This is a genomic window from Vibrio sp. SCSIO 43086 (genome assembly GCF_051132235.1).
GTDB classification, from domain to species: domain Bacteria; phylum Pseudomonadota; class Gammaproteobacteria; order Enterobacterales; family Vibrionaceae; genus Vibrio; species Vibrio diabolicus.
In genome coordinates, this window is record NZ_CP072677.1 from 915,603 (window position 1) to 938,952 (window position 23,350).

Consider the following 23,350-nt stretch of genomic DNA (forward strand, 5'->3'; position numbering starts at 1 on the left):
ATACGACTATGAAATTGAACTTCTCTTTATACCGTTACAATCCGGATGTGGATACCAAGCCTTACATGAAAGAGTATACCCTTGAGGTAGACGAAGGCTCAGACATGATGGTGCTTGATGCATTGATTCTGCTAAAAGAGCAAGATCCAAGCATCGCGTTCCGTCGCTCATGCCGTGAAGGGGTATGTGGTTCTGATGGTTTGAACATGAATGGTAAAAATGGTCTAGCGTGTATCACACCGTTATCTGCTCTACAAGGCGATAAGATAGTTATTCGTCCACTGCCAGGGTTACCTGTCGTGCGCGATCTTATCGTTGACATGACGCAGTTCTATGATAACTATGCGAAAGTTAAACCATTCTTGATTGATGATGGTGCATTACCACCATCACGCGAGAACCTACAATCGCCTGATGATCGTGCGCATTTAGATGGATTGTACGAATGTATCATGTGTGCATGTTGTACAACGTCTTGCCCATCATTCTGGTGGAACCCTGACAAATTCATCGGTCCAGCTGGTCTTCTTGCAGCGTACCGTTGGCTAATTGATAGTCGCGATACGGCAACAGATGAACGTTTGTCTGATCTTGATGATGCATTTAGCGTTTTTCGTTGCCATGGCATCATGAATTGTGTAAGTGTTTGTCCTAAGGGATTAAATCCGACGAAAGCCATCGGCCATATTAAGTCGATGCTGGTTAATCGCTCGGTTTAATTTACTCGCTCTTAGGAATGTCGCAGTGTTGCGGATCACCCGATATGACCGCTTCACTGCTTCAAGAATATTTCGAGTAAAGAATACAAAAATTGCCGACTAGTTCTGGTCGGCTCTTATAGCTCGGCAAAGACCGAAGCAAACGTGAAAACTACTGGTTAAGGGAAAATATGCACAACGGCGTGATGAAGGCATGGCTCGAGTCTTCACACTTGGCTGGCGCCAATGCAACGTATGTAGAGGACCTCTACGAACTGTATCTAAGTGATCCCGATCTGGTAAGTGAGGAGTGGAAACGTGTTTTTGAAGGCTTACCTAAGCCGTCAGAAGAAGTGGCAGAACAACCACATTCACGTGTCCGTGACTACTTCCGTCGACTCGCTAGAGAAACAAAGCATTACAATGTCCAAGTTAGTGACCCAGATGTCGATGCAAAACAAGTAAAAGTTCTACAGCTAATCAACGCATACCGTTTCCGCGGACATGAAGCTGCAGAATTAGACCCACTAGGTCTATGGCAACGCCCAACCGTGGCGGAGTTAGACCCTGCTTTTCATAATCTTACCGAAGATGACTTCGAAGAAACTTTCAACGTAGGTTCTTTTGCTGTTGGGCAAGAAACCATGAAGTTGAAAGACATCTATGAAGCCCTCAACAAAACTTACTGCGGTTCCATCGGTGCTGAATACATGCACATGACTGACACAGAGCAAAAACGTTGGATCCAACAACGTCTTGAGTCTGTCGTAGGCCAGCCATCATTCAACAAAGATGAGAAGCGCACATTCCTAGAAGAGCTAACAGCCGCTGAAGGTTTGGAGCGTTACCTCGGGGCGAAATTCCCAGGTGCAAAACGTTTCTCTCTAGAAGGTGGTGACGCACTGATTCCGATGACGAAAGAGTTGATCCGTCACGCGGGAACAAGTGGGATGCGTGAAGTGGTTATCGGTATGGCTCACCGTGGTCGTTTGAACATGCTGGTGAACGTGCTTGGTAAGAAGCCTCAAGATCTGTTCGATGAGTTTGCCGGTAAACACGACGAAACTTGGGGTACGGGTGATGTGAAATATCACCAAGGCTTCTCTGCCGACTTTGCTACCCCAGGTGGTGATGTTCACTTAGCTCTTGCATTTAACCCATCGCATCTAGAAATCGTCAACCCAGTAGTCATGGGGTCGGTGCGAGCACGTCAAGATCGCTTGGGTGATAATCAAGGTAGCAAAGTGCTTCCTATCACTATCCACGGTGACTCTGCAATCGCTGGTCAGGGTGTAGTTGCCGAAACGTTCAACATGTCACTGGCTCGTGGTTTCCAAGTCGGTGGTACGGTGCGTATCGTTATTAACAACCAAGTTGGCTTTACGACGTCTAACCCTCGTGACACGCGTTCAACGATGTACTGTACAGATATCGCTAAGATGGTTCAGGCGCCAATCTTCCATGTGAATGCCGATGACCCAGAAGCAGTTGCTTTTGTTACTCGTATTGCTTTGGATTACCGCAACGAGTTCAAGCGCGACGTCGTGATTGATTTGGTGTGTTACCGTCGCCACGGTCACAACGAGGCCGATGAGCCAAACGCGACTCAGCCTTTGATGTACCAAAAAATCAAAAAACACCCTACACCACGCAAATTGTATGCGGATATTCTGATCGATAAAAACGAATCAGATATCGAGACAGCGACTCAGTTAGTCAATGAGTACCGCGACGCATTAGACCGCGGTGAAGTGGTGGTTAAAGAATGGCGTCCAATGGCGTTGCACTCTGTAGACTGGTCCCCTTACCTAGGGCATGAATGGGATATGGAGTGGGATTCAAAATATGACAAGACGCGTCTTATCGAGTTGGGTAATCGTCTTTGTCAGTATCCAGAAAGCCATAAACTGCAAAGCCGTGTTAATAAGCTTTACAACGATCGCCTAGCAATGATGACCGGTGAAAAAGCAATCGACTGGGGTATGGCAGAAACTCTCGCGTATGCAACATTAGTTGATGATGGTAAGCGTATTCGCCTTTCTGGTCAGGATTCGGGTCGTGGTACTTTCTTCCACCGTCACTCGGTTCTTCATAACCAAACAGATGCAAGTACGTACATTCCATTAGCGAATATTCATGACAATCAGGGTCCATTCCAAGTGTTTGACTCAGTACTGTCAGAAGAAGCGGTATTGGCATTTGAATACGGTTACGCAACAGCAGAGCCAGGTGGTTTGACTATTTGGGAAGCGCAGTTTGGTGACTTTGCCAACGGCGCGCAGGTTGTGATTGACCAATTCATCTCGTCAGGTGAGCAGAAATGGGCACGCTTGTGTGGTCTCACAATGCTTCTACCTCACGGTTACGAAGGTCAAGGCCCAGAGCACTCCTCTGCACGTCTGGAGCGTTACCTTCAGTTGTGTGCTGAGCAAAATATGCAGGTTGTAGTTCCTTCAACACCGGCTCAGGTATACCACATGATTCGTCGTCAAGTTGTACGCCCAATGCGTCGACCTCTGATTGTGATGTCGCCAAAATCTTTGCTGCGCCATCCTCTATGTACTTCGACAATTGAAGACTTAGCGGACGGTACATTCCAATCTGCAATTCCAGAAGTAGATGATTTAGACCCAAGCAAAGTAAAACGCGTCGTGTTCTGTTCAGGTAAGGTTTATTTTGACCTACTGGAGCAGCGCCGTAACAACGAGCAAGACGATGTCGCTATCGTGCGTATCGAGCAGCTTTATCCATTCCCGATGGAAGAAGTACAAGCAGCGATTGCTCAATACACTAACGTTGAAGACTTCGTGTGGTGTCAGGAAGAGCCTCAGAACCAAGGTGCTTGGTACTGTAGCCAACACAACTTCCGTGCCGCTATTCCTGCAGGTGCAGATCTTAAATACGCAGGTCGCCCAGCTTCTGCTTCGCCAGCAGTTGGCTACATGTCGGTGCACTTGAAACAACAAAAAGCGTTGGTTGAAGACGCTCTGAACGTGAACTCAAAAACTTCGAATTAAGAACTAGAAGTTAAAGGAAGAAACAGATATGACAATTGAAATTCTGGTTCCAGATTTACCTGAATCAGTTGCTGATGCAACCGTAGCGACATGGCACAAACAACCAGGCGACGCAGTAGAGCGTGACGAGGTTTTGGTTGACATCGAGACAGACAAAGTCGTACTAGAAGTGCCAGCTCCGGAAGCAGGCGTTTTGGAAGCTATCGTTGAAGAAGAAGGTGCGACAGTACTTTCTAAACAAATCATTGCTAAATTGAAGCCAGGTGCAGTTGCAGGTGAGCCTACCGCAGACAAAACAGAAGGTACGGAAGCATCTCCTGATAAACGTCATAAAGCTGCGCTTAGCGAAGAAAGCAATGATGCGCTAAGCCCAGCAGTACGTCGTTTATTGGCTGAGCATGGCTTAGAAGCAAGCCAAGTGAAAGGTACTGGCGTTGGTGGTCGTATTACGCGCGAAGATATTGAAGCGCATCTTGCGAACGCTAAAGCTACGCCAAAAGAAGAAGCACCAGCAGTGGTTGACGTGCCTGCAGCAGCTCGTAGCCAAAAACGTGTTCCAATGACTCGCCTGCGTAAGACAGTCGCTAACCGTCTACTAGAGGCGAAGAACAACACGGCAATGCTAACGACGTTTAACGAAGTGAACATGAAACCAATCATGGACCTTCGTAAGCAGTACAAAGATCAGTTCGAAGAGCGTCACGGTATTCGTTTGGGCTTCATGTCTTTCTACGTAAAAGCAGTAACAGAAGCGCTTAAGCGTTACCCAGAAGTAAATGCTTCGATTGATGGCGATGACATTGTTTACCACAACTACTTCGACATTAGCATGGCGGTATCAACGCCACGTGGTCTAGTTACACCTGTCCTAAAAGACTGTGACAAGCTTGGTTTCGCTGATGTTGAAAAAGGCATCAAAGAACTGGCTATCAAAGGTCGTGATGGCAAGCTAACGGTAGACGAGCTAATGGGTGGTAACTTCACTATCACAAACGGTGGTGTGTTCGGTTCACTAATGTCTACACCAATCATCAACCCACCTCAATCAGCGATTCTTGGTATGCATAAGATCCAAGAGCGTCCGATGGCAGTGGATGGCAAAGTTGAAATCTTGCCGATGATGTACCTAGCGCTGTCTTACGATCACCGCCTAATTGATGGTCGCGAGTCTGTTGGCTTCCTAGTGACGATTAAAGAGTTGCTAGAAGATCCAGCACGTCTCCTATTAGACGTTTAATATCGCTAAAACGTCTAGTTATCGTAGGTAGCTAGACGTTAAAAATTTCAATGGCTAGACTGGCTCAACGTCTGGCCTTCATTTGAATCCCACACCATGAGTACTCGTGATGAGGGATTGATTTGAGAAGACCCTACAGACGTACAAGCAGCCAAGACTGCAGCGTTATGGAAATAATAAATCCCTTAAGGGAAAAACAAACGGAATATCGAAATGAATTTGCATGAATACCAAGCCAAACAGCTGTTTGCAGAATTCGGTTTGCCTGTGCCAGAAGGCTACGCGTGTGATACACCACAAGAAGCTTTTGAAGCCGCAGGCCGTATCAGTACAGAAAAGAAAGTAGTTAAATGTCAGGTTCACGCTGGTGGCCGTGGTAAAGCGGGTGGCGTAGAGCTACACGATACAAAAGAAGGCGTTAAAGAGTTTGCACAGAAGTGGTTAGGTAAAAACCTAGTGACTTACCAAACTGACGCTAACGGTCAGCCTGTTACAAAAATCCTTGTTGAAGAAGCTTCAAACATTGCTAACGAACTATACCTAGGTGCGGTAGTTGACCGTGCTAGCCGTAAGATTGTTTTCATGGCTTCGACAGAAGGTGGTGTGGAAATTGAAAAAGTTGCGGAAGAAACGCCGGAGCTAATCCACAAAGCAGCAATCGATCCACTAGTGGGCCCACAAGCTTATCAAGGTCGCGAGCTTGCATTCAAACTTGGTCTTGAAGGCGACCAAATCAAACAATTCGTTAAGATCTTTATGGGTCTTGGCACTATGTTCGCTCAGTACGACCTTGCTCTACTGGAGATCAACCCGCTTGTGATCACTGGCGAAGGCAACCTGCTATGTCTTGACGGCAAGATCAACATCGACTCAAACGCACTTTACCGTCAGCCTAAGCTACGTGAAATGCACGATCCATCTCAAGAAGATGAGCGCGAAGCGCACGCAGCTCAGTGGGAACTGAACTACGTAGCACTAGATGGTAACGTTGGCTGTATGGTTAACGGTGCGGGCCTTGCAATGGGTACGATGGATATCGTAAACCTACACGGTGGCAAACCAGCTAACTTCCTAGACGTAGGTGGCGGTGCGACGAAAGAGCGTGTTGCAGAAGCATTCAAGATCATCCTATCTGATGACAACGTGAAAGCAGTACTTGTTAACATCTTCGGTGGTATCGTTCGTTGTGACATGATCGCAGAAGGTATTATCGGTGCGGTTAAAGAGGTAGGCGTAAGCGTACCAGTTGTTGTTCGTCTAGAAGGTACTAACGCAGACTTAGGTCGCGAAGTTCTTGCTAATTCTGATGTTGATATCATTGCTGCTGAGTCGCTAACTGACGCTGCTCAGAAAGTTGTTGCTGCTGCGGAGGCTAAATAATGTCTGTATTAATTAACAAAGACACTAAAGTAATCTGTCAGGGTTTCACTGGTGGTCAAGGTACGTTCCACTCAGAGCAAGCTATCGCATACGGAACTCAGATGGTTGGTGGTGTTTCTCCTGGTAAAGGTGGCCAAACTCACCTAGGCCTACCTGTATTCAATACAGTACGCGAAGCAGTAGAAGCAACTGGCGCAACAGCGACAGTCATCTACGTGCCAGCACCTTTCTGTAAAGATGCAATCCTAGAAGCGATTGATGCGGGCATCGAGCTAATCGTAACAATCACGGAAGGTATCCCTACAACAGATATGATCGACGTGAAAGTGAAGCTAGAAGAAACTGGCGTTCGCATGATCGGTCCTAACTGTCCGGGTGTTATCACTCCTGATGAGTGTAAGATCGGTATCATGCCTGGTCACATCCACAAGAAAGGTAAAGTAGGTATCGTATCTCGCAGCGGTACTCTAACTTACGAAGCAGTTAAGCAAACAACTGACGAAGGTTTCGGCCAGTCTACTTGTGTTGGTATCGGTGGTGACCCAATCCCAGGTTCAAACTTCATTGATATTCTAAAACTGTTCCAAGAAGACCCTGAAACTGAAGCGATCGTTATGATCGGTGAAATCGGTGGTACAGCAGAAGAAGAAGCTGCAGCGTTCATCAAAGAGAACGTGACTAAACCAGTTGTTTCTTACATCGCGGGTGTAACTGCGCCTCCAGGTAAACGTATGGGTCACGCAGGTGCGATCATCTCTGGCGGTAAAGGTACTGCTGAAGACAAATTCGCAGCACTTGAAGCAGCGGGCGTTAAGACTGTGAAATCTCTAGCAGAGATCGGCCAAGGTCTACGTGAAGTAACGGGCTGGTAATTTCAAACTCGAAGCTTAAAGCTAAAAAGCCTAGCAATTGTTGCTAGGCTTTTTTGTATCAAGGTGCTTTTTACGATTTTTGGCGAATAAATTGGCTAAGCATAAACAGAGATGTTGCGCTGATTACTACTGATGGGCCAGCCGGCGTATCGAAGTGCCATGATAGGCTAAGCCCCATTAGTACTGCCACAGAGCCAATAATGGATGCGAACAATGCCATTTGCTCTGGTGATGAAGAGACTTTACGTGCTGTTGCTGCTGGGATGATCAGCAAAGAAGTCATGATAAGTGCCCCAACAAACTTCATTCCTACGGCAATCACAACACCTACCATAAGCATTAACACCAATCTAACCAAGTCTGTATTGACGCCCTCGACGGCAGCAAGCTCTTCACTAACTGTGCTCGACAATAAAGGTCGCCAAAAAACGTAAAGACACACACTAACAGCAACGACACCTGCGTAAATGAACATCAGATCTTGCGGAGATACTGCGAGTAAGTCACCGAACAAGTAACTCATCAGATCTACACGGACATTATCCAAGAAACTAACAGAAACTAGACCAACAGATAATGCGCTATGGGCGAGTATACCCAGAAGCGTATCGGTTGCGACCAGTTGTTGTTTCTGTAGTGTCACGAGCAATACCGCGAGTGCTAAACAGCAAACGAGTAGTGCAAGATAAAGGTTCACGTTGAGCAGAAAGCCTAATGCCAAACCCATCAATGAAGCATGTGCCAGGGTATCACCGAAGTAAGCCATTTTGCGCCAAACGACAAATGACCCAAGAGGACCTGCAATGATCGCGATGCCAATACCAGCAAGAATAGAAGGTAGAAGAAACTCAATCATGGTGATGATGTCCGTGTTTATGGTTGGAGCATGATGTCGCATCGCCAGTTACTGGCGTTCCGGATAAATCGTGATGATGATGCTCGTGGTCGTGATGATAAAACGCGAGCGATTCTCTCGCTGCATTGCCAAATAGCGCGATGTAAGAAGGGTGCTGAGTAATCGTGGCAGGTGAACCAGAGCAGCAAACATGGTGATGCAGACAAATGACATCATCTGTTTTGGCCATGACTAAATGTAAGTCGTGTGACACCATAAATACACCGCAATCGAATCGGTGACGAATGCTTTCAATTAGATCGTAGAGATCGATTTGACCTTGAATATCCACACCCTGCGCAGGTTCATCTAGCACTAACAGCTCTGGGCGTTGAAGCAAAGCACGCGCAAGTAATACGCGTTGGTTTTCACCACCTGATAAGCGATGCATGTTACTACTAATTAAATGCTCAGCGCCAACAAGCCTTAATGCATCAATACATTCTTGTTTACTGTATTTTCCTGCTAAATTTAGAAAACGGGTGACATTCAATGGAAGAGAGTCATTGAGTTTCAATTTTTGAGGAACATAACCAATTTTTAGTTTTCTTTGTCGGTTTAATTTGCCGCTAGTCGGTTTTTGAAGGCCTAAAATGACTTTGACTAACGTTGATTTTCCCGCTCCATTGGGACCAATTAGGGTTGTTATTTTGCCCTTTTGTAATTCCATACTAATGTTATCGAGAACTCTGCGGCCATCGAACTCGACGCATAAGTGCTCAAGATGGACTAAGGAAGACATGAATGAAACTCATTTGCAAATCAATAATGTTATAATGTAACATTATCACACTTTCTACACCATATCCCAAATAAAACTATGAAAAGAGCATTAATTCTTGCTGCGTCAGCGATGCTAACGTTGCCAGCACACGCAGTAACGGTACTAACGAGTATCAAACCTATTCAGTTATTAGTGACAGAGCTTACTCAAGGGGTGACTTCGCCAGATGTATTACTGCAGTCTAACACTTCGCCCCATGATTACGCTTTACGCCCATCGGATGTTAAGAAAATCGCTTCTGCTGATTTAGTCATTTGGTACGGACATGATCTCGAACCGTTTCTGGAAAAAGTCGTGTCAGACAGATCGAATACTCTGACTATTAGTCAAATTCCAGATCTAGATTTGCGTGAGTTTGATAGTGAGCACAACCATGACCATGATGGCCACGATCATGGTTCACATGATCCGCACTTTTGGTTAGGTGTAAGTCAAGCACAACAAGTTGCCAAGGCTGTCGTAAATCAACTAGGATCACTTGATCCGGAAAATGCAGCACAGTACCAAGAAAACCTTAAAAAATTTGAAACTGAGCTCAGCCAGACGGACCTAGAGATCAAGAAGAAATTATCGCCAGTGAAAGACAAAGGTTACTTTGTGTTTCACGATGCTTATGGTTATTTCGAAGAGCGTTATGAGTTAAATCAAATGGGGCACTTCACCGTGAGCCCGGATCGTAAGCCGGGAGCAAAAACCTTAATCCAAATTCGTCAAAAGTTAAGTTCAGGAGATGTAGCCTGCGTGTTTTCTGAACCTCAGTTTACTCCAGCTGTCGTTCAGAGCGTGATGCGAGGTAGCAAAGTTGCCAAAGGTGAACTTGACCCATTAGGGAGCACAATTGAAGCAAAACCGGGCAGTTACTTTACTTTTCTCAACAATATGGCGAATAATTTTGAGCAGTGCTTGAGCCAAAAGACGGATTAAGTAGTGTTGTTGTGTAGGAATAGTCCTTTTAACGTGATCCAGTAGTAAGAATTACAACCTTTGGCAAGGCGAGCCTTTTCTCAAACAGTAATTGAGATATCATTATCAATAATTAGCAGCTCAAAATAACCGTATAAGTCCATGCTGTAGAAGATATGGACGGTGAGCGCCGAGCACAAATTGATATAAAAGGTTTTCGTCTTGCTACGCCAATTAGCCCTTGTCTTGTTGGGCTTTTTCCTATCTTTCCAAGCATTTGCTCTTCATAATGCGAATGCCATCTTTTACCCTTTGCCGACTCAGGTTAAGGGTACTTTTATTGCGGCTAAAAAATTGTTCTTGGGTGAGCAAGGGGGCTTGTGGATTCACGACGTGCATGGGCGGGTGTTGTTTTATGATGGCCAAAATATCCTACCTAAATCAGGCAGTTTTTTACAAATGTCTGCCAAGCAACTGGCTTATCATGAAGGCTCGTTCTGGACCTTTGTTGAGAATGAGGTGTATCAAACTTATCCAAATCAAGAAAGACGTTTAGTCTTTAGCTTAAACCCCGGGTCGCAAATAAGAAAAATCGGTTCTTCTGAAGATTATATTTGGGTTAGTGATGGCGCACATTTCTATACTTACAACATCGATACTAACGAGTTAAAGTCCTTTTCTTTGTTGCAGCTCTATCAACATAGCAACAATAGCTATGTTTATATTAACGATGCAGTTCTGCTCGAAGAGAAGTGGGCACTTGCTACAACTTCTGGCTTTTATCTTTCAGAAGGAGATAAGTTTGACCATGTAGTCGCTTCAGGTCAGAACTACATTGAAAAGATCTACTACTCACACACGCGCAGAGAAATTCTGGTAGGAACGTTGCGTGGGGCATTAATTTTCAATATTTATCAACCTGATAAAGAGGTGATTAAGATTGGCGGCTCTCATGTGTTGACTTTCGCTGAGACAAATCAAGAGTACTGGGTGGGGACTGAGCATGGTCTGTATTTATACTCATTCTTGTCAGGTGAAGTGACAGAAGTCGAGCCTGCAAGCTTTCTTGAACTGGAGCTGGATAATACAAAGATCTATTCGCTACTGAGTGACAACATGGGAGGGATGTGGATCGCGACTAACCAAGGCATTCGCTATTACTCCTTGTTTAGTAAAAAGTTTGAACGAGTAACCTTCAGTAGTTACGACTCGCAAACCTTATCAGGGCGAATTCGACAAACTTCCACAGGACCTGATGATGCGCTTTGGTTCGCGGATGACCGAAAGCTTTACCGGACAGGTGAGAGTGGCAACATCAAAGTCTTGGAGCTTGATTCGCAGATCAATGAATTTGCATTTCAAGGTGGGATGCTTTGGCTTGCGACCTCTAAAGGGCTCGAAATATTCGAGCTGAATGGTCTTAACAAAGTGACATTTCCTTATTTACAGGTTATGGCTGGACACGCAGTGGAGCACGTGACTGTAGATGGTAATGATCGTCTCTGGGTATCAAGTGGATACCATCTTTACAATGTTGATATAACCAAGCAAAGCGTAAGAAACTTTGGAAGTGAGTGGCTAGTAAGTCAGTACTTACCAGCTAAGGTTACGCGTTTATACGACACTGAAGATTCTCTATTGATAGGGACCGATCATGGGGTTTATCAATACAGCAATGAAAACATCCAGTTCATCCGCTATTCCGAAAAGTTTGGTGAATCATTAGACATGGTCACGGCGGTTGATGGCAGTCAGTGGTTTGCGTCATCTTACGGCGTTTTTAAAACGATTAAAGGAAGTGACGAGAAACATGTTGTTGAAATGAGTGTGCCCAACGCGCGACCTGCTTGCTTGATCAGAGACAGGCAAGGTGTGTGGTTAGCCTCTTCTGTCGGATTAAGCTATTACCACCTTTCGGGTGAATTAGTGAAGCATTATTCATCGGCGTCTGGCTTAATGAACAACGAGTTTCTACCAGGAATTTGCAGTGTTATACAGCAAAAAGAAGGTGGTGAGCGAGAGCTCGTCCTAGGGTCGAAATACGGGTTGGTAAAAGCTGAAGCATCCAAGCTGCTTGTGTCCAACCCTCCAGAGTCGAAGTTTATCGTGAGCCAAGTTGTGCTTGAAAACGAGGTTCTACAAGTTGGTAGCGCCGATTTGAATGGAATAAAATTACCGTATGGCTCTTCTCTAAGTTTCTTATTTGGCGTGATGCCAAAACCAGACAGCCAAAATTTGTATTATCGATTGAATAGCGATGATCCTTGGCAAGCGCTAGAGGGAGGCCAACTGACTCTAGAGCACCTCAATTCCGGTGAATACCATCTACAGGTAAGTAATGAGTCTCAAGTCGCTGCTGGATTGGTTGGGCTCGAGTCGTATTTTATTGTGCTTAATCCTTGGTATTTATCGCAACTCGCAATTTTAGGTTTTGTGGTCGCGAGTATTGCCATGGTTGCACTACTTATGTACTGGCGTTCTCGCTATGTTGTACAGGCTAACCGTGATTTAGCTGCGCAAGTGACACTCAAAACTAACCAGTTGAGGCATCAAAGCCGAGTGTTGTTGACGAGTAACCAACAGCTACGTAAACAGATTCAAGTCAGAAATCTGTTGGTTGATCACGTGGCGCAATCTATTAAGTCCAGTGTGGATTTTATAGCGTCAAAATTACCCATACCTTTGGATGCAGCTACGGAAGATCATCTGGCGAAAACGACATGGCAATTAAATGAGTTAAAAAGTGTTCCTGGCGAAGCTAGCGGCGGTAGTCACAATTACAATTTGAGTCAGATAACTCAATCGGTGGTTGATGTATGGCAAGATGATTTTGCGAAGGCTGGGATTATGGTGGAGCTTGAAGATGAGAGAAAAACAAGTCGAATTGCTCTGGAAAGCTTTAACCTTGATGTTATCTTCAACAGCATTTTTGCCAATATCATCAAGCGTTCTTTCCGAGGCCAAACGGTGAGAATCATGCTAGAAGAGGGCAATGATATTGTTTCATTGAGTTTTCTTGATTATGGGACGCAACTGCCTAATAAAGTCACGACCGGGCGTCCATCTAATATGAACCACTCTGAATTGAGTATTGATCATCTTGCCCAGTTAGTGACAACGAGTGGAGGATACTTGGCGGTATTTACTTCCGACGCTCAAAATAAAATCGAAATTACATGGCCAACTGCGAAGGAAATGAGTTATGTGGATGAATCTTTGCAAGAATTTGAGTCTGAACCTATCGTCGAAGATAAAGTGACCCCAGAGAAAGAATGGTTGCAAAAAGTCTATCAGCTGGTGGCTGAGCATTACCATGACCCTGAGTTTGGTACTGCTTTAGCGGCTAAAATGCTGTTCATGTCAGAACGCTCTTTACAGAGGCGCTTTAAATCAGCCTCGTCAAGAACGTTAAAAGATTATGTAACCGAAGTTCGTTTAGAAACGGCGTGTGAGCAGTTATTAGCGGGCGAGAAAATCAGCGAAGTAGCGTTTAACTGCGGCTTTAATGATCCTTCTTACTTTAGCCAAAAGTTTAAATTGCATTTTGGTTTGCCTCCTTCCAAGTTTGCTTTGACTCAAGAAAGCCAAGAAACCAACTAAAAACCCTCATTACACACTCCCTAGTGAATATTCAAAAGACTGGGGAGCTGCTTATAGCGCTCTACTATTCTAGAGCTACCAATGCAGTGATTCTCATTGCTTCTTCATCACATCTAGCCTACAAATCCATTCTCAATACGTAAGCACGGTCACGCTCTATCTGTTAGTAGCGCTGTTCTTAGCTATAACCATACATGGCTTAAGAGGACGGATTTACCTACGGCGACAAATAGATGAATGGTTGTATTTTTGTATCTAGAGTGTGTTGGTTCATTTGAGTAGTGGGGGCATGCGAAATTCGTGAAAACAGAACTGTGCTAAAAAGGTGGATAAGATAAAGAGTTTAGAGAGAGATGAAAAAAAATATCGTGGTATAGCCGGGGGGACTATACCACGGGTGTCAATGACACCTTCGCTTGCTGCCGGAGTGACATGTTGCCATGCCACCTCTGGAATTCATTTGAGAGGTTGCCCTCTCGATGGAGTAACTATACGAGAGGTTACTTATTTTTCTTATAAAAATAACGCCATGTTGATATGAGAAAAACGACAAAGTTTTAAATATTATTTAACTTGTTGTTTTGTATTGAAATTTTTGTCTTTGCCATTTGTTTGTGACATTTTTATTTCATTGATCGTGATTTTTAATTGTTAATTTTGACGTAAATAACGAGAGGAAATTTACGGAGTTGACGTTTGAAAGCATGAAAACATTTATGAAATCTTTGATTTCACACAAGGATTGAAGGGTTATAGGAGAGTAATATTGGCAGCCTAAACTTATTAAATAATAATATTTCTCATTAGCAATACTCTTAAGGGCCACTATGAAGTTATCAGAGATTAATCCTGGCGATACGGTGACGATTCGGTTGTTAGATGGTCTTTCATCAGATATCAGAAAGAAACTCATGGTCATGGGGCTGCTTCCCAATACAGAAGTCAAAGTGATTCGACGTGCTCCAATGGGCGATCCTTTACAAGTCGAAGTCCGTGGTGTGTCTGTCGCCTTGCGAGAAACCATTGCTCAGAAAATTGAAGTGGAGCGAGTGTAATGCAATATCAAGTGCTTACCGTAGGTAATCCTAATAGTGGTAAAACGACGCTATTTAATGGTTTGACTGGCGCAAAACAGCAAGTTGGTAACTGGGCAGGCGTCACCGTTGAAAAGAAAACGGGACAATTCAAACATGCGGGTGACGAGTTTTTGCTCACTGACCTTCCTGGCATTTACTCGTTAGACAGTGGTAATGATAGCAATAGTATTGACGAATCCATTGCATCGCGTGCGGTTCTAACTCATCCTGCCGACCTCATTATCAACGTGGTTGATGCCACGAGTTTAGAGCGCAGCTTATATATGACGTTACAACTTCGCGAACTTGGCCGTCCTATGATTGTTGTTCTCAACAAAATGGATGCGCTAAAACGTGAACGTCAAATGATTAACGTTTCAGAGCTTGAGAAAACGTTAGGTTGTCCTGTAGTAAGTTTATCTGCAACCAATAAAACTCAAGTTGCAGAGTTTAAAGAAAAACTTCATAAGTCCATTGTTCAAGGGGTCGCGCTTAAAGAGTTATCTTTGCATTACGGTGAAAAGATGGAGTCGGCGATTCAAACTGTTTCCGCACTTTTTAACGATCAAACCGTCGCCCATCGTGCATTAGCGATTCGTGCGCTTGAAAAAGACACGATGGTTCTCAATAGCCTTTCCGATATTGATAGAAGCAAAGTATTGGAAGTCATTGCGACTTTAGACTTGGATATCGATTTGCATGTCGCGGATACCAAGTACACATACCTGCATGAACAGTGTAAAAAAGTTCGCCGAAGCGAAGGCAAGCTAAGCCGTAGCGTGACTGAAAAACTCGACCAATTTATTTTGAACAAGTGGATTGGGATCCCATTCTTCTTTGTTGTTATGTACTTGATGTTTATGTTCTCGATTAACATTGGTAGTGCATTTATCGACTTTTTTGACATTGGTGTAGGCGCATTGCTGGTTGATGGTGGACACCACTTATTAGATGGTCACCTCCCCGTATGGCTAGTTACGGTGATTGCTGATGGTTTAGGCGGCGGTATTCAAACAGTTGCGACCTTTATCCCGGTCATTGCGTGTTTGTACTTATTCCTTGCTGTGCTCGAGAGCTCGGGTTACATGGCACGCGCTGCGTTTGTGCTTGATAAAGTGATGCAGAAAATCGGCTTGCCGGGTAAAGCGTTTGTCCCTTTGGTTCTTGGTTTTGGCTGTAACGTTCCGTCAATCATGGCAACGCGCACGCTAGACCAAGAGCGTGAGCGCAAGTTGGCTGCGTCGATGGCACCGTTTATGTCATGTGGTGCTCGCTTACCTGTGTACGCTTTATTTGCTGCCGCTTTCTTCCCAGGCTCTGGTCAAAACATTGTGTTTGCACTTTACCTACTTGGTATTGTCGCCGCGGTGTTTACCGGTTTGTTCCTCAAGCACACGCTGTATCCTGGCAGCAGTGATAGCTTGGTGATGGAAATGCCTGACTATGAGCTTCCGACATTGCAGAACGTCGTGATCAAAACTTGGCAAAAACTTAAGCGTTTCGTACTGGGTGCAGGTAAAACCATCGTTGTGGTTGTTGCTATCTTGAGCTTCCTCAACTCGCTAGGAACTGACGGTACATTCGGTAATGAAGACAGTGATAAATCGGTTCTATCAAAAGCCGCTCAGGTTGTGACGCCAGTGTTTGCACCAATTGGTATTCAAAAGGATAACTGGCCAGCAACGGTTGGTATTATTACTGGTATCTTCGCGAAAGAGGCAGTCGTGGGCACATTGAACAGCTTATATACTACGCCAACCGATGGAGAGGATGCAGAATTTGATCTTATGGGTAGCCTAGAAGAAGCGGTGATGAGCATTCCTGAAAACCTAGCAGGGCTGAGCTATTCTGATCCTCTGGGGATTGACGTCGGTGATTTAGCAGATTCTCATGCAGTCGCAGAGGAGCAAGAAATTGATGAATCGATCTTTGGTAACATAAAAGAGAAATTTGTTTCTGGTCATGCTGCTTTTGCGTACCTAATTTTTATCTTACTTTACACTCCTTGTGTGGCTGCGATGGGTGCCTATGTTCGAGAATTCGGCAATAACTTTGCGCGCTTTATAGCGGTATGGACAATGGGGCTCGCGTACTTGAGTGCGACTTTCTATCATCAGCTTATGCATTTCGCTGATAGCCCTATCACCAGCGGCGTTTGGATTGCCGCAATTATTGCGATTTTCTTTGGCACGTACCACGTTTTCATGCGCGTAGGCAAGAAACATCAAGGCGAGTTTGAGGCGCAAGTCGTATGATTTTAAAAGAGCTTTATCAATATATTGCCGAAAAAGGAACGGTTTCCCAATCTGAGCTAGCAAAACAGTTCGGAATGAGTGAAGACGGTGCAGACGCCATGTTAAGTGTATGGATTAACAAAGGTCGTATTTCTCGCTTGGTAGATACAAATAAAGCTCATCATATAACGCGAATACGCTATGCAGTCACAAAGCACGATGGTTTGTCACTTATCGTAACCATGTAGTAAGAGCAATGAACCATCGCGCAAAAACAACAAAGCCGCATCAGCAATGATGCGGCTTTTTACTTTCTGCCTGAATTAAAAGTTATATAACGGTTACGCTTTACGGAAGATAGAGCTTAACGACAACACATTACGAATTCGGTTAAGAATCTCTTCTTGTTCTTCGTCAGTACGAAACTCACCTTTGGTGTTACCCCAAACTGGTCCCGGCCATGCCATATCGTCTTTAAAGCGAGCAACATGGTGAATGTGCAGCTGTGGCACCATGTTACCTAGGGCACCAAGGTTTAACTTGTCTGGGCGGAATGTCGCTTCGAGTGCTTGGCTTACCGCTTGAGATTCGAGCAAAAACTGTTGTTGCTCTTGCATTGGCAAGTGGTGTAGCTCTTTCAAATTTTCGCGTTTAGGCACCAAGATAACCCATGGCACAGCATTATCTTTATGAAGAAGCGCGACGCAAAGTGGGAAGTGACCAATCACCGAAGTGTCTTTTGCCAATTGAGGATGAAGTTCAAAACTCATTATTGCTGTCCGATTAATTTTTAGTTTGAAGTAGTATACGACAGATAAAACAAAAGGTTGACGCTTTCACGTCAACCTTCGTCATCATTTAGCTTGTGCTACTTAAGCTAACTACGTAAAAGCGGATTACATACGCTCTAGAGTATCGATACCCAGTAGAGACAGACCTTGCTTGATGGTCTTCGCTGTTAGCGCAGCTAGTTTCAGACGGCTTTGTTTCACTGCTTCGTCTTCAGCAACTAGGATAGGGCACGCTTCGTAGAAGCTAGAGAACTGACCTGCTAGTTCGAATAGGTAGCTACACATGATGTGTGGTTGGCCTTCGCGAGCAACAGATTGCACCGCTTCTTCGAACTGCATAAGTTTAGCAATAAGTGCTTTCTCTTTCTCATCAGTGATTTTGATGTCACCTTGGAGAGCATCCATAGCAACACCAGCTTTAGCGAAAATTGAAGCTACACGAGTGTATGCATATTGCATGTATGGTGCTGTGTTGCCTTCAAACGCTAACATGTTGTCCCAATCGAACACGTAGTCAGTCGTACGGTGTTTAGATAAGTCAGAGTATTTAACCGCTGCCATTGCAACTGTTTTAGAGATCTTCTCTTTTTCTTCCGCATCTAGTTCAGGGTTTTTAGATTCGATCAGCTGTGCTGCGCGAACTTCTGCTTCATCCAGAAGATCTGCCAAACGAACGGTACCACCCGCACGAGTCTTGAATGGCTTTCCGTCTTTACCCAGCATCATGCCGAACGCGTGGTGCTCAAGAGATACAGACTCAGGCACATAGCCCGCTTTACGCACAATCGTCCAAGCTTGCATTAGGTGCTGGTGTTGACGTGAGTCGATGAAGTAAAGCACACGGTCTGCGCTTAGCTCTTCATAACGATATTTTGCACATGCGATATCTGTTGTTGTGTATAGGAAACCGCCATCGCGTTTTTGAACGATAACGCCCATTGGTTCGCCATCTTTGTTCTTGTATTCATCTAGGAATACAACTTGCGCGCCATCATCTTCAACGGCAAGACCTTGTTCTTTTAGGTCTGCAACGATCTTAGGAAGCATGTCGTTGTACATGCTTTCGCCCATTACGTCGTCACGGGTCAGTGACACGTTTAGACGGTCGTAGTTGCGCTGGTTTTGGATCATGGTTACATCAACGAGTTTTTTCCACATTTCTGCACAGTACTCGTCACCGCTTTGCAGTCTTACCACGTAGTTTCGCGCCTTTACTGCGAACTCTTCATCTTCATCGTACAGCTTTTTCGATTCGCGGTAGAAGCCTTCAAGGTCCGCAAGTTCCATAGAAACTTCGCCAGACTCTTGTTGTACGCGCTCAAGGTTTGCGATAAGCATACCGAACTGAGTACCCCAGTCACCGATGTGGTTCGCGCGGATCACTTTGTGACCTAAGAACTCAAGCGTACGTACCACTGCATCACCGATGATGGTTGAACGCAGGTGACCTACGTGCATTTCTTTTGCTACGTTTGGTGCAGAGTAGTCGGCAACGATGGTTTGCGCTTCTTCTTTAGCTACGCCAAGACGTTCGTCTGCTAGCGCCGCGTCGGCTTGTTTCGCAAGGAACTCTTCGCTTAGGAAAATGTTGATGAAACCAGGGCCAGCGATTTCTGTTTTGCTCGCAATACCATCTAGGTCTAGAACATCCAGTACTTTCTGTGCAAATTCTCGTGGGTTAGTACCCAGTTTTTTAGCAACGCCCATTACGCCGTTTGCTTGGTAATCACCAAATTGTGGCTTTGCTGATTGGCGAACGGCTGCAGGACTACCTGCAGGTGCGCCAGCGGCTTCTAGAGCCTGAGATACTTTGTCATTAATAAGTGCTTGGATATTCACACGCGTTTCCTTCAATTCAAGGACAAAGAACTCGGCAGAATGTACGCCGAGCTCTGTTAGAGTTCACAAAAATGGGGCTAATCATAACAACTTTATTGCTTTTCATACAGAGATGAATAGGCGAAATTTTTACTTTTTCGATTGAATGGAAATGTGGCTTAGTTTGCGTTTACTATTGCGCTCAAAGTAATGAGATAAATCGCCCCATAAGAGAGCCACAATGACGACTCAACTAGTTGAAAAGCGCCTAACGCCTGAATTGATGATCCAAGATCTGGACGCATTTATGGCGAAGATTGAAGAGCTTGCAACCCTGTTAAAACTGGATCTGAGCTTTGCTCAAGCTGACCATATTGCGCTGCGTATTAATGATACTGAAACAGCGAAAGCCGCGCATGAAGCATGGAATCAATACGGTAAGGTGATTTCACAAGCGAAAATAAACGGTCGCCCAATCATCGTTATCGAATTCGACAAAGCGTTGGAAAGCCGTGGCTGGAAGATTGAGTGTCTGGAGCTGCCATACCCTGCGGAAGGCAAAATCTACCCAAATGAAAGCTGGGAACATGTGGAGTTTGTGATTCCGTCTCATGCCGAAACCGCAGATGAGTTTCTTGCTGATTTGAAACACACTTACCCAGCGTTTGGCGCGCGTTTTAATGAGTTGGAAGAGCTGGGTGTAAAGAGCAAATTGTCGAGCCCGAAAAGGGAAGGCGAACGCTTGAACAACCCAACCGTGGCGTTTAAGTACCAAGGCATTTGTATCAAGCTGCACCCGCATTCACTTAAGCGTATTGTGGAGTCTGAGCAGGCGTAAAACGCTAGAGTGAAATTTCTGAGTTGCGAGAGGCAAAAAGGGAGCCGAGGCTCCCTTTCGTAAGCGAATCACTATTTAGCCGGTGACTTGCTTTTTGGGTTGGTAATGGAAAGCTTTTTGCCTTTCAACTCTTCGTCTAGAGTTAGTGTGAAAGTCTTTGGAAACGGCATTCGTTTACAATGATCCACTTTGTTCCTGACGATTGTGAGCAGGGCTTCCGTTGAAGAGTTTTGCTCTATTTTTAAGCTAAAGTCATCGTTCTTACTGCAGCCATTAGACTCGGCGATAAATGAAATTTGACTATCGCTAGTTCGGTACGCTTCTACCATGATTGCTTGGTGTTCAGACTCTTGACCTTGCTGCATTTCTGTATTTGCCGAGCAAGCGACTAAGCTGATTGAGCTCAAACCAAGCAGCATTGTTTTGAGTATATATTGCATCTTGTTATCCTTTTTTGCGACGCAGGAAAGGACCTGCAGCTAGCAACATCAATAGGCTAATCGAGAAGCTGCCGCCTGAACTCGATGTTGTTGTTACGCTGCTCTCGCTAGTGTTATCTGAACTAACTGACATCTTGATATTGCGAATATACGCTTGCGCGTTGTAACCACCGCTAAACTCGTAGTTTTTCAGATAAGCAAAAGTAACCGTGTTTGACTTCCGGTAAAGATCGATAGAAAGTTCATTGTACTCAAGAAGCTGGCGAGTGTAGTCATACTCTTGGCCATTGACGTAAACGACAAAAACATCGAAACCATCTGACAAGACTTTAAAGTCCATTGATAGTTTGCCTTTTGGAAGATCGGTTAAATGCAAGATGGATGCACCAGTAGACATTCCCATTTCTGCTGACTGAAGTTCACCATTTTCAGCGGTCCAAGCGTGTTCATTGGTGTACACGTTTGCGCCAGCTAGCGTAACGGCACTGCTCAATGAGCTGCTTGCTTTATCAATACCACTATATATTAAGGTAGTCGAAAGTTTAGATAGTTTCGGATGATCAGTAGAGACTTCAATCGTTTCAACTGAGTGCGAGTAGCTTGGGTAGTAGCCTACCGTAATTTGACAGCTCTGAGATGGTGCCAGTGTCGCAGTACAGGTATTTTTGGCGAGGCTGATTCCGCTTGTTAGGGTAACGCCCGTGATGTTAATTGGCGTATTCACCTCGTCATTACGAATAGTAAAGGTCTCTTGCTGCGCTTTTCGCTCAACGAAATGAAGATCTCGATACTGAGTGTAGCTGATAGTATTACGATGACTATCTATCCAGCCGTTGTGCTGAAAATGAGCGACGTTTGCGTAAACACCATAAGCATTTGGTTGAGCACACCCATCACCCCAACTGACCACCCCTAATAATTTGTTGATGCCGTTATCGTCAACGATGAGCGGACCGCCGCTATCTCCTTGGCAGCTATCTTTACCTCCCCAATAGTATCCGGCGCAAATGCCGTCATCTGATACATTAGAGTAGTTTCCTGGTAGGTTTTGGCAGGTAGCTCGATCTACGTATTCCAAATCAACTTGTTGTAAAACGGTTGGGTATACTCGGTCTGTCGTGGACGTATTTCCCCATCCAGCTACGTGCAACTTGTCTCCCACACGTACGCTATCTAAAAGTTCTGGCGTTGCCAGATCGATAGTCGCGCTATCGACATTGCGTTCTAATTCGATAAGAGCGATGTCATTGTTCGTTGTATTACTGTTATATGCAGTATGCGAGTAGATATTGTTAACCGCGATGCGCTGCGCGTGAGACTCGTTGTTTTGATCATAAAGACCAAGAGCGATATCAATATCGTCCGCATTAAGACCTTCCACACAGTGCGCAGCAGTTAATACGTATTTTCCACCAAGGAAACTACCGCCGCAGAAGTGACCAATAGATGTTGGCTGTCCTTTACGGACCAGTGAAGCAATAAACTTCCAGTCGGAAGTATTAGCTGGCTCGCCGCCAATAATGCGAGTGGATACATCATTCTGAACAGGCTTAAGAGTATCTGCGATTGTGGTTGCTGGCAAAGTCAGCCCAATCAGAAAAGCCACTAACGTTTTTTTCATTTTAATTCCGTAATATTAACGTGGTTTATTATAAGGGGACCAAATGATAAACGGAATCATTCTCTCAGTAAATAGTTGTAGTGAAATGAAAAATTATAATATATCGGTTTAATTTTGATGGTTAGAGTCGGGGGATATCCCTGAAAAGATGAAACCCGCCAAGTTGGACGGGTTTCATTCTCGTTGTAACTAGTGCGGAGGGATTACAGGATCACTGTTTTATTTCCATAAACAAAAACGTGGTCATTGATCACTTTATTCAAAGCCTTACTCAATACGTTCTTCTCTACATCGCGTCCTGCTTGCGCCATATCTTGGGCGTTGAATGTATGGTCGACAGGAATTACGTCTTGCTTGATGATCGGCCCTTCATCTAAATCATTAGTCACGAAGTGTGCCGTTGCACCGATGATTTTCACACCGCGATCGTAAGCTTGTTGATATGGCTTAGCGCCAATAAAAGCAGGTAAGAAGCTGTGATGAATATTAATGATTTTGTGGTGGTATTTCTCAACAAACGTAGGCGTCAATACGCGCATGTATTTAGCTAACACCAAAAAGTCAGCATCGTATTGGTCGATCACCTCTAACATCTTCTGCTCGTGTTCTTCACGGCTAAGGTTTTCATGGGTCACGTGGTGGTAAGGAATGTCGAAGCGTTCAGTGAGAGTTTGCAGTTTGTCGTAATTCCCTACCACAGCGGCGATCTCAACATCTAGGCTTCCGTCGTAGGTTTTCATCAGAATATCGCCTAAACAATGCGCTTCTTTTGTGACGAGAATGACGATGCGCTTACGGCGAGAGCCAACCAATTTACGCTTAGCACCTTGCGGGAGGGCTTGGTCCAAGTCGGCAAGAAACGTTTGATCGTTGAAGTATCCCTCCAGCTCCGTTCTCATGAAAAAGTGGCCACTGGTATTATCAACAAATTCGTTATTGTGAACGATGTTGAGTTGGTGCTTGTAACAGATGTTAGTGATTTTCGAGATGAGACCCGGGGCGTCAGAACAGTGGGTCAACAGTGTTTTCTTTTCCATAAATCAGGTACTTCCATGCATTAATATTTTAGCGTACGAATTTGTTATTATTCCCAGGCGGGTGTAACTGTACTGCCATGTTTCACCATAAATAATCTATTCTTACGTT

Annotated in this window: 18 protein-coding genes; 11 read left to right on the top strand and 7 right to left on the bottom strand. The window is 44.7% G+C overall.

The window, feature by feature from the left end:
• Positions 1-8 precede the first annotated feature (8 nt).
• From J8Z23_RS04305 to sucD, 5 genes are all read left to right on the top strand, one after another.
• The gene (locus tag J8Z23_RS04305; RefSeq protein ID WP_005382174.1) at positions 9-719 is read left to right on the top strand and encodes a succinate dehydrogenase iron-sulfur subunit; all 711 of its coding nucleotides are present in this window, start codon (positions 9-11) and stop codon (positions 717-719) included.
• A 170-nt stretch (positions 720-889) separates the two neighbouring features.
• Positions 890-3,715: a 2-oxoglutarate dehydrogenase E1 component gene (gene sucA, locus J8Z23_RS04310; RefSeq protein ID WP_005393014.1), complete on the top strand. Its 2,826-nt coding sequence runs from the start codon at positions 890-892 to the stop codon at positions 3,713-3,715.
• Between the two features lie 28 nt (positions 3,716-3,743).
• A complete protein-coding gene (gene odhB / locus J8Z23_RS04315) occupies positions 3,744-4,952 on the top strand; it encodes a 2-oxoglutarate dehydrogenase complex dihydrolipoyllysine-residue succinyltransferase (RefSeq protein WP_176320271.1) in 1,209 nt (402 codons plus the stop codon).
• Between the two features lie 213 nt (positions 4,953-5,165).
• Positions 5,166-6,332 carry an ADP-forming succinate--CoA ligase subunit beta gene (sucC, locus tag J8Z23_RS04320; protein ID WP_104971395.1) on the top strand — a complete coding sequence of 389 codons (1,167 nt, stop codon included), beginning with the start codon at positions 5,166-5,168 and terminating at the stop codon, positions 6,330-6,332.
• Positions 6,332-7,204, top strand: coding sequence for a succinate--CoA ligase subunit alpha (sucD, locus tag J8Z23_RS04325; protein WP_053395190.1), 873 nt, complete (start codon positions 6,332-6,334; stop codon positions 7,202-7,204). The genes sucC and sucD overlap by 1 nt, the downstream gene beginning before the upstream one ends.
• 70 nt (positions 7,205-7,274) lie before the next feature.
• Here sucD and znuB read toward each other — a convergent pair whose 3' ends face one another.
• Together znuB and znuC are read right to left on the bottom strand one after the other, a co-directional pair.
• A complete protein-coding gene (gene znuB, locus J8Z23_RS04330) occupies positions 7,275-8,060 on the bottom strand; it encodes a zinc ABC transporter permease subunit ZnuB (protein ID WP_005396067.1) in 786 nt (261 codons plus the stop codon).
• On the bottom strand, positions 8,053-8,841 hold the full coding sequence (gene znuC / locus J8Z23_RS04335) for a zinc ABC transporter ATP-binding protein ZnuC (protein WP_006742704.1): 789 nt from the start codon (positions 8,839-8,841) through the stop codon (positions 8,053-8,055). The genes znuB and znuC overlap by 8 nt, the downstream gene beginning before the upstream one ends.
• Before the next feature lie 78 nt (positions 8,842-8,919).
• Between znuC and znuA the strand changes: the two genes are divergently transcribed.
• The 5 genes from znuA to J8Z23_RS04360 all read left to right on the top strand — a co-directional run bounded on the left by znuA (position 8,920) and on the right by J8Z23_RS04360 (position 16,944).
• Complete coding sequence (gene znuA, locus J8Z23_RS04340; RefSeq protein ID WP_006742703.1) at positions 8,920-9,807, top strand: zinc ABC transporter substrate-binding protein ZnuA; 888 nt, start codon at positions 8,920-8,922, stop codon at positions 9,805-9,807.
• A gap of 201 nt (positions 9,808-10,008) precedes the next feature.
• Positions 10,009-13,386, top strand: coding sequence for an AraC family transcriptional regulator (locus tag J8Z23_RS04345; protein ID WP_434635096.1), 3,378 nt, complete (start codon positions 10,009-10,011; stop codon positions 13,384-13,386).
• 827 nt (positions 13,387-14,213) lie between these two features.
• Positions 14,214-14,441 carry a FeoA family protein gene (locus tag J8Z23_RS04350; RefSeq protein WP_005382190.1) on the top strand — a complete coding sequence of 76 codons (228 nt, stop codon included), beginning with the start codon at positions 14,214-14,216 and terminating at the stop codon, positions 14,439-14,441.
• Positions 14,441-16,717: a Fe(2+) transporter permease subunit FeoB gene (feoB, locus tag J8Z23_RS04355; RefSeq protein ID WP_434635098.1), complete on the top strand. Its 2,277-nt coding sequence runs from the start codon at positions 14,441-14,443 to the stop codon at positions 16,715-16,717. The genes J8Z23_RS04350 and feoB overlap by 1 nt, the downstream gene beginning before the upstream one ends.
• Positions 16,714-16,944: a FeoC-like transcriptional regulator gene (locus tag J8Z23_RS04360; RefSeq protein WP_434635100.1), complete on the top strand. Its 231-nt coding sequence runs from the start codon at positions 16,714-16,716 to the stop codon at positions 16,942-16,944. The genes feoB and J8Z23_RS04360 overlap by 4 nt, the downstream gene beginning before the upstream one ends.
• Positions 16,945-17,037: 93 nt before the next feature.
• Here J8Z23_RS04360 and J8Z23_RS04365 read toward each other — a convergent pair whose 3' ends face one another.
• Together J8Z23_RS04365 and argS are read right to left on the bottom strand one after the other, a co-directional pair.
• On the bottom strand, positions 17,038-17,466 hold the full coding sequence (locus tag J8Z23_RS04365) for an HIT family protein (RefSeq protein WP_046874244.1): 429 nt from the start codon (positions 17,464-17,466) through the stop codon (positions 17,038-17,040).
• Positions 17,467-17,592: 126 nt separating this feature from the next.
• A complete protein-coding gene (argS, locus tag J8Z23_RS04370; RefSeq protein ID WP_046874243.1) occupies positions 17,593-19,326 on the bottom strand; it encodes an arginine--tRNA ligase in 1,734 nt (577 codons plus the stop codon).
• 220 nt (positions 19,327-19,546) lie between these two features.
• On the opposite strand from argS, the gene J8Z23_RS04375 reads away from it, so the two are divergent.
• Positions 19,547-20,143: a VOC family protein gene (locus J8Z23_RS04375; protein WP_434635102.1), complete on the top strand. Its 597-nt coding sequence runs from the start codon at positions 19,547-19,549 to the stop codon at positions 20,141-20,143.
• Positions 20,144-20,214: 71 nt separating this feature from the next.
• Here J8Z23_RS04375 and J8Z23_RS04380 read toward each other — a convergent pair whose 3' ends face one another.
• The 3 genes from J8Z23_RS04380 to purU all read right to left on the bottom strand — a co-directional run bounded on the left by J8Z23_RS04380 (position 20,215) and on the right by purU (position 23,241).
• Positions 20,215-20,583 (bottom strand): hypothetical protein, encoded by a 369-nt coding sequence (locus tag J8Z23_RS04380; RefSeq protein ID WP_104971400.1) that lies wholly within the window; start codon positions 20,581-20,583, stop codon positions 20,215-20,217.
• Positions 20,584-20,587: 4 nt separating this feature from the next.
• Positions 20,588-22,204 (bottom strand): trypsin-like serine protease, encoded by a 1,617-nt coding sequence (locus J8Z23_RS04385; RefSeq protein ID WP_434635104.1) that lies wholly within the window; start codon positions 22,202-22,204, stop codon positions 20,588-20,590.
• Positions 22,205-22,407: 203 nt separating this feature from the next.
• Positions 22,408-23,241: a formyltetrahydrofolate deformylase gene (gene purU, locus J8Z23_RS04390; RefSeq protein ID WP_005382206.1), complete on the bottom strand. Its 834-nt coding sequence runs from the start codon at positions 23,239-23,241 to the stop codon at positions 22,408-22,410.
• Between the last annotated feature and the right edge of the window lie 109 nt (positions 23,242-23,350).

Bases quoted from the DNA above. Each gene is read 5' to 3' on its own strand.
- J8Z23_RS04360 (WP_434635100.1), top strand. From the start codon at position 16,714: ATGATTTTAAAAGAGCTTTATCAATATATTGCCGAAAAAGGAACGGTT.
- purU (WP_005382206.1), bottom strand. From the start codon at position 23,241: ATGGAAAAGAAAACACTGTTGACCCACTGTTCTGACGCCCCGGGTCTC.
- odhB (WP_176320271.1), top strand. From the start codon at position 3,744: ATGACAATTGAAATTCTGGTTCCAGATTTACCTGAATCAGTTGCTGAT.
- znuA (WP_006742703.1), top strand. From the start codon at position 8,920: ATGAAAAGAGCATTAATTCTTGCTGCGTCAGCGATGCTAACGTTGCCA.
- J8Z23_RS04380 (WP_104971400.1), bottom strand. From the start codon at position 20,583: ATGCAATATATACTCAAAACAATGCTGCTTGGTTTGAGCTCAATCAGC.
- sucC (WP_104971395.1), top strand. From the start codon at position 5,166: ATGAATTTGCATGAATACCAAGCCAAACAGCTGTTTGCAGAATTCGGT.
- J8Z23_RS04385 (WP_434635104.1), bottom strand. From the start codon at position 22,204: ATGAAAAAAACGTTAGTGGCTTTTCTGATTGGGCTGACTTTGCCAGCA.
- J8Z23_RS04375 (WP_434635102.1), top strand. From the start codon at position 19,547: ATGACGACTCAACTAGTTGAAAAGCGCCTAACGCCTGAATTGATGATC.
- J8Z23_RS04305 (WP_005382174.1), top strand. From the start codon at position 9: ATGAAATTGAACTTCTCTTTATACCGTTACAATCCGGATGTGGATACC.
- znuB (WP_005396067.1), bottom strand. From the start codon at position 8,060: ATGATTGAGTTTCTTCTACCTTCTATTCTTGCTGGTATTGGCATCGCG.
- J8Z23_RS04365 (WP_046874244.1), bottom strand. From the start codon at position 17,466: ATGAGTTTTGAACTTCATCCTCAATTGGCAAAAGACACTTCGGTGATT.
- sucA (WP_005393014.1), top strand. From the start codon at position 890: ATGCACAACGGCGTGATGAAGGCATGGCTCGAGTCTTCACACTTGGCT.
- J8Z23_RS04350 (WP_005382190.1), top strand. From the start codon at position 14,214: ATGAAGTTATCAGAGATTAATCCTGGCGATACGGTGACGATTCGGTTG.
- znuC (WP_006742704.1), bottom strand. From the start codon at position 8,841: ATGTCTTCCTTAGTCCATCTTGAGCACTTATGCGTCGAGTTCGATGGC.
- feoB (WP_434635098.1), top strand. From the start codon at position 14,441: ATGCAATATCAAGTGCTTACCGTAGGTAATCCTAATAGTGGTAAAACG.
- sucD (WP_053395190.1), top strand. From the start codon at position 6,332: ATGTCTGTATTAATTAACAAAGACACTAAAGTAATCTGTCAGGGTTTC.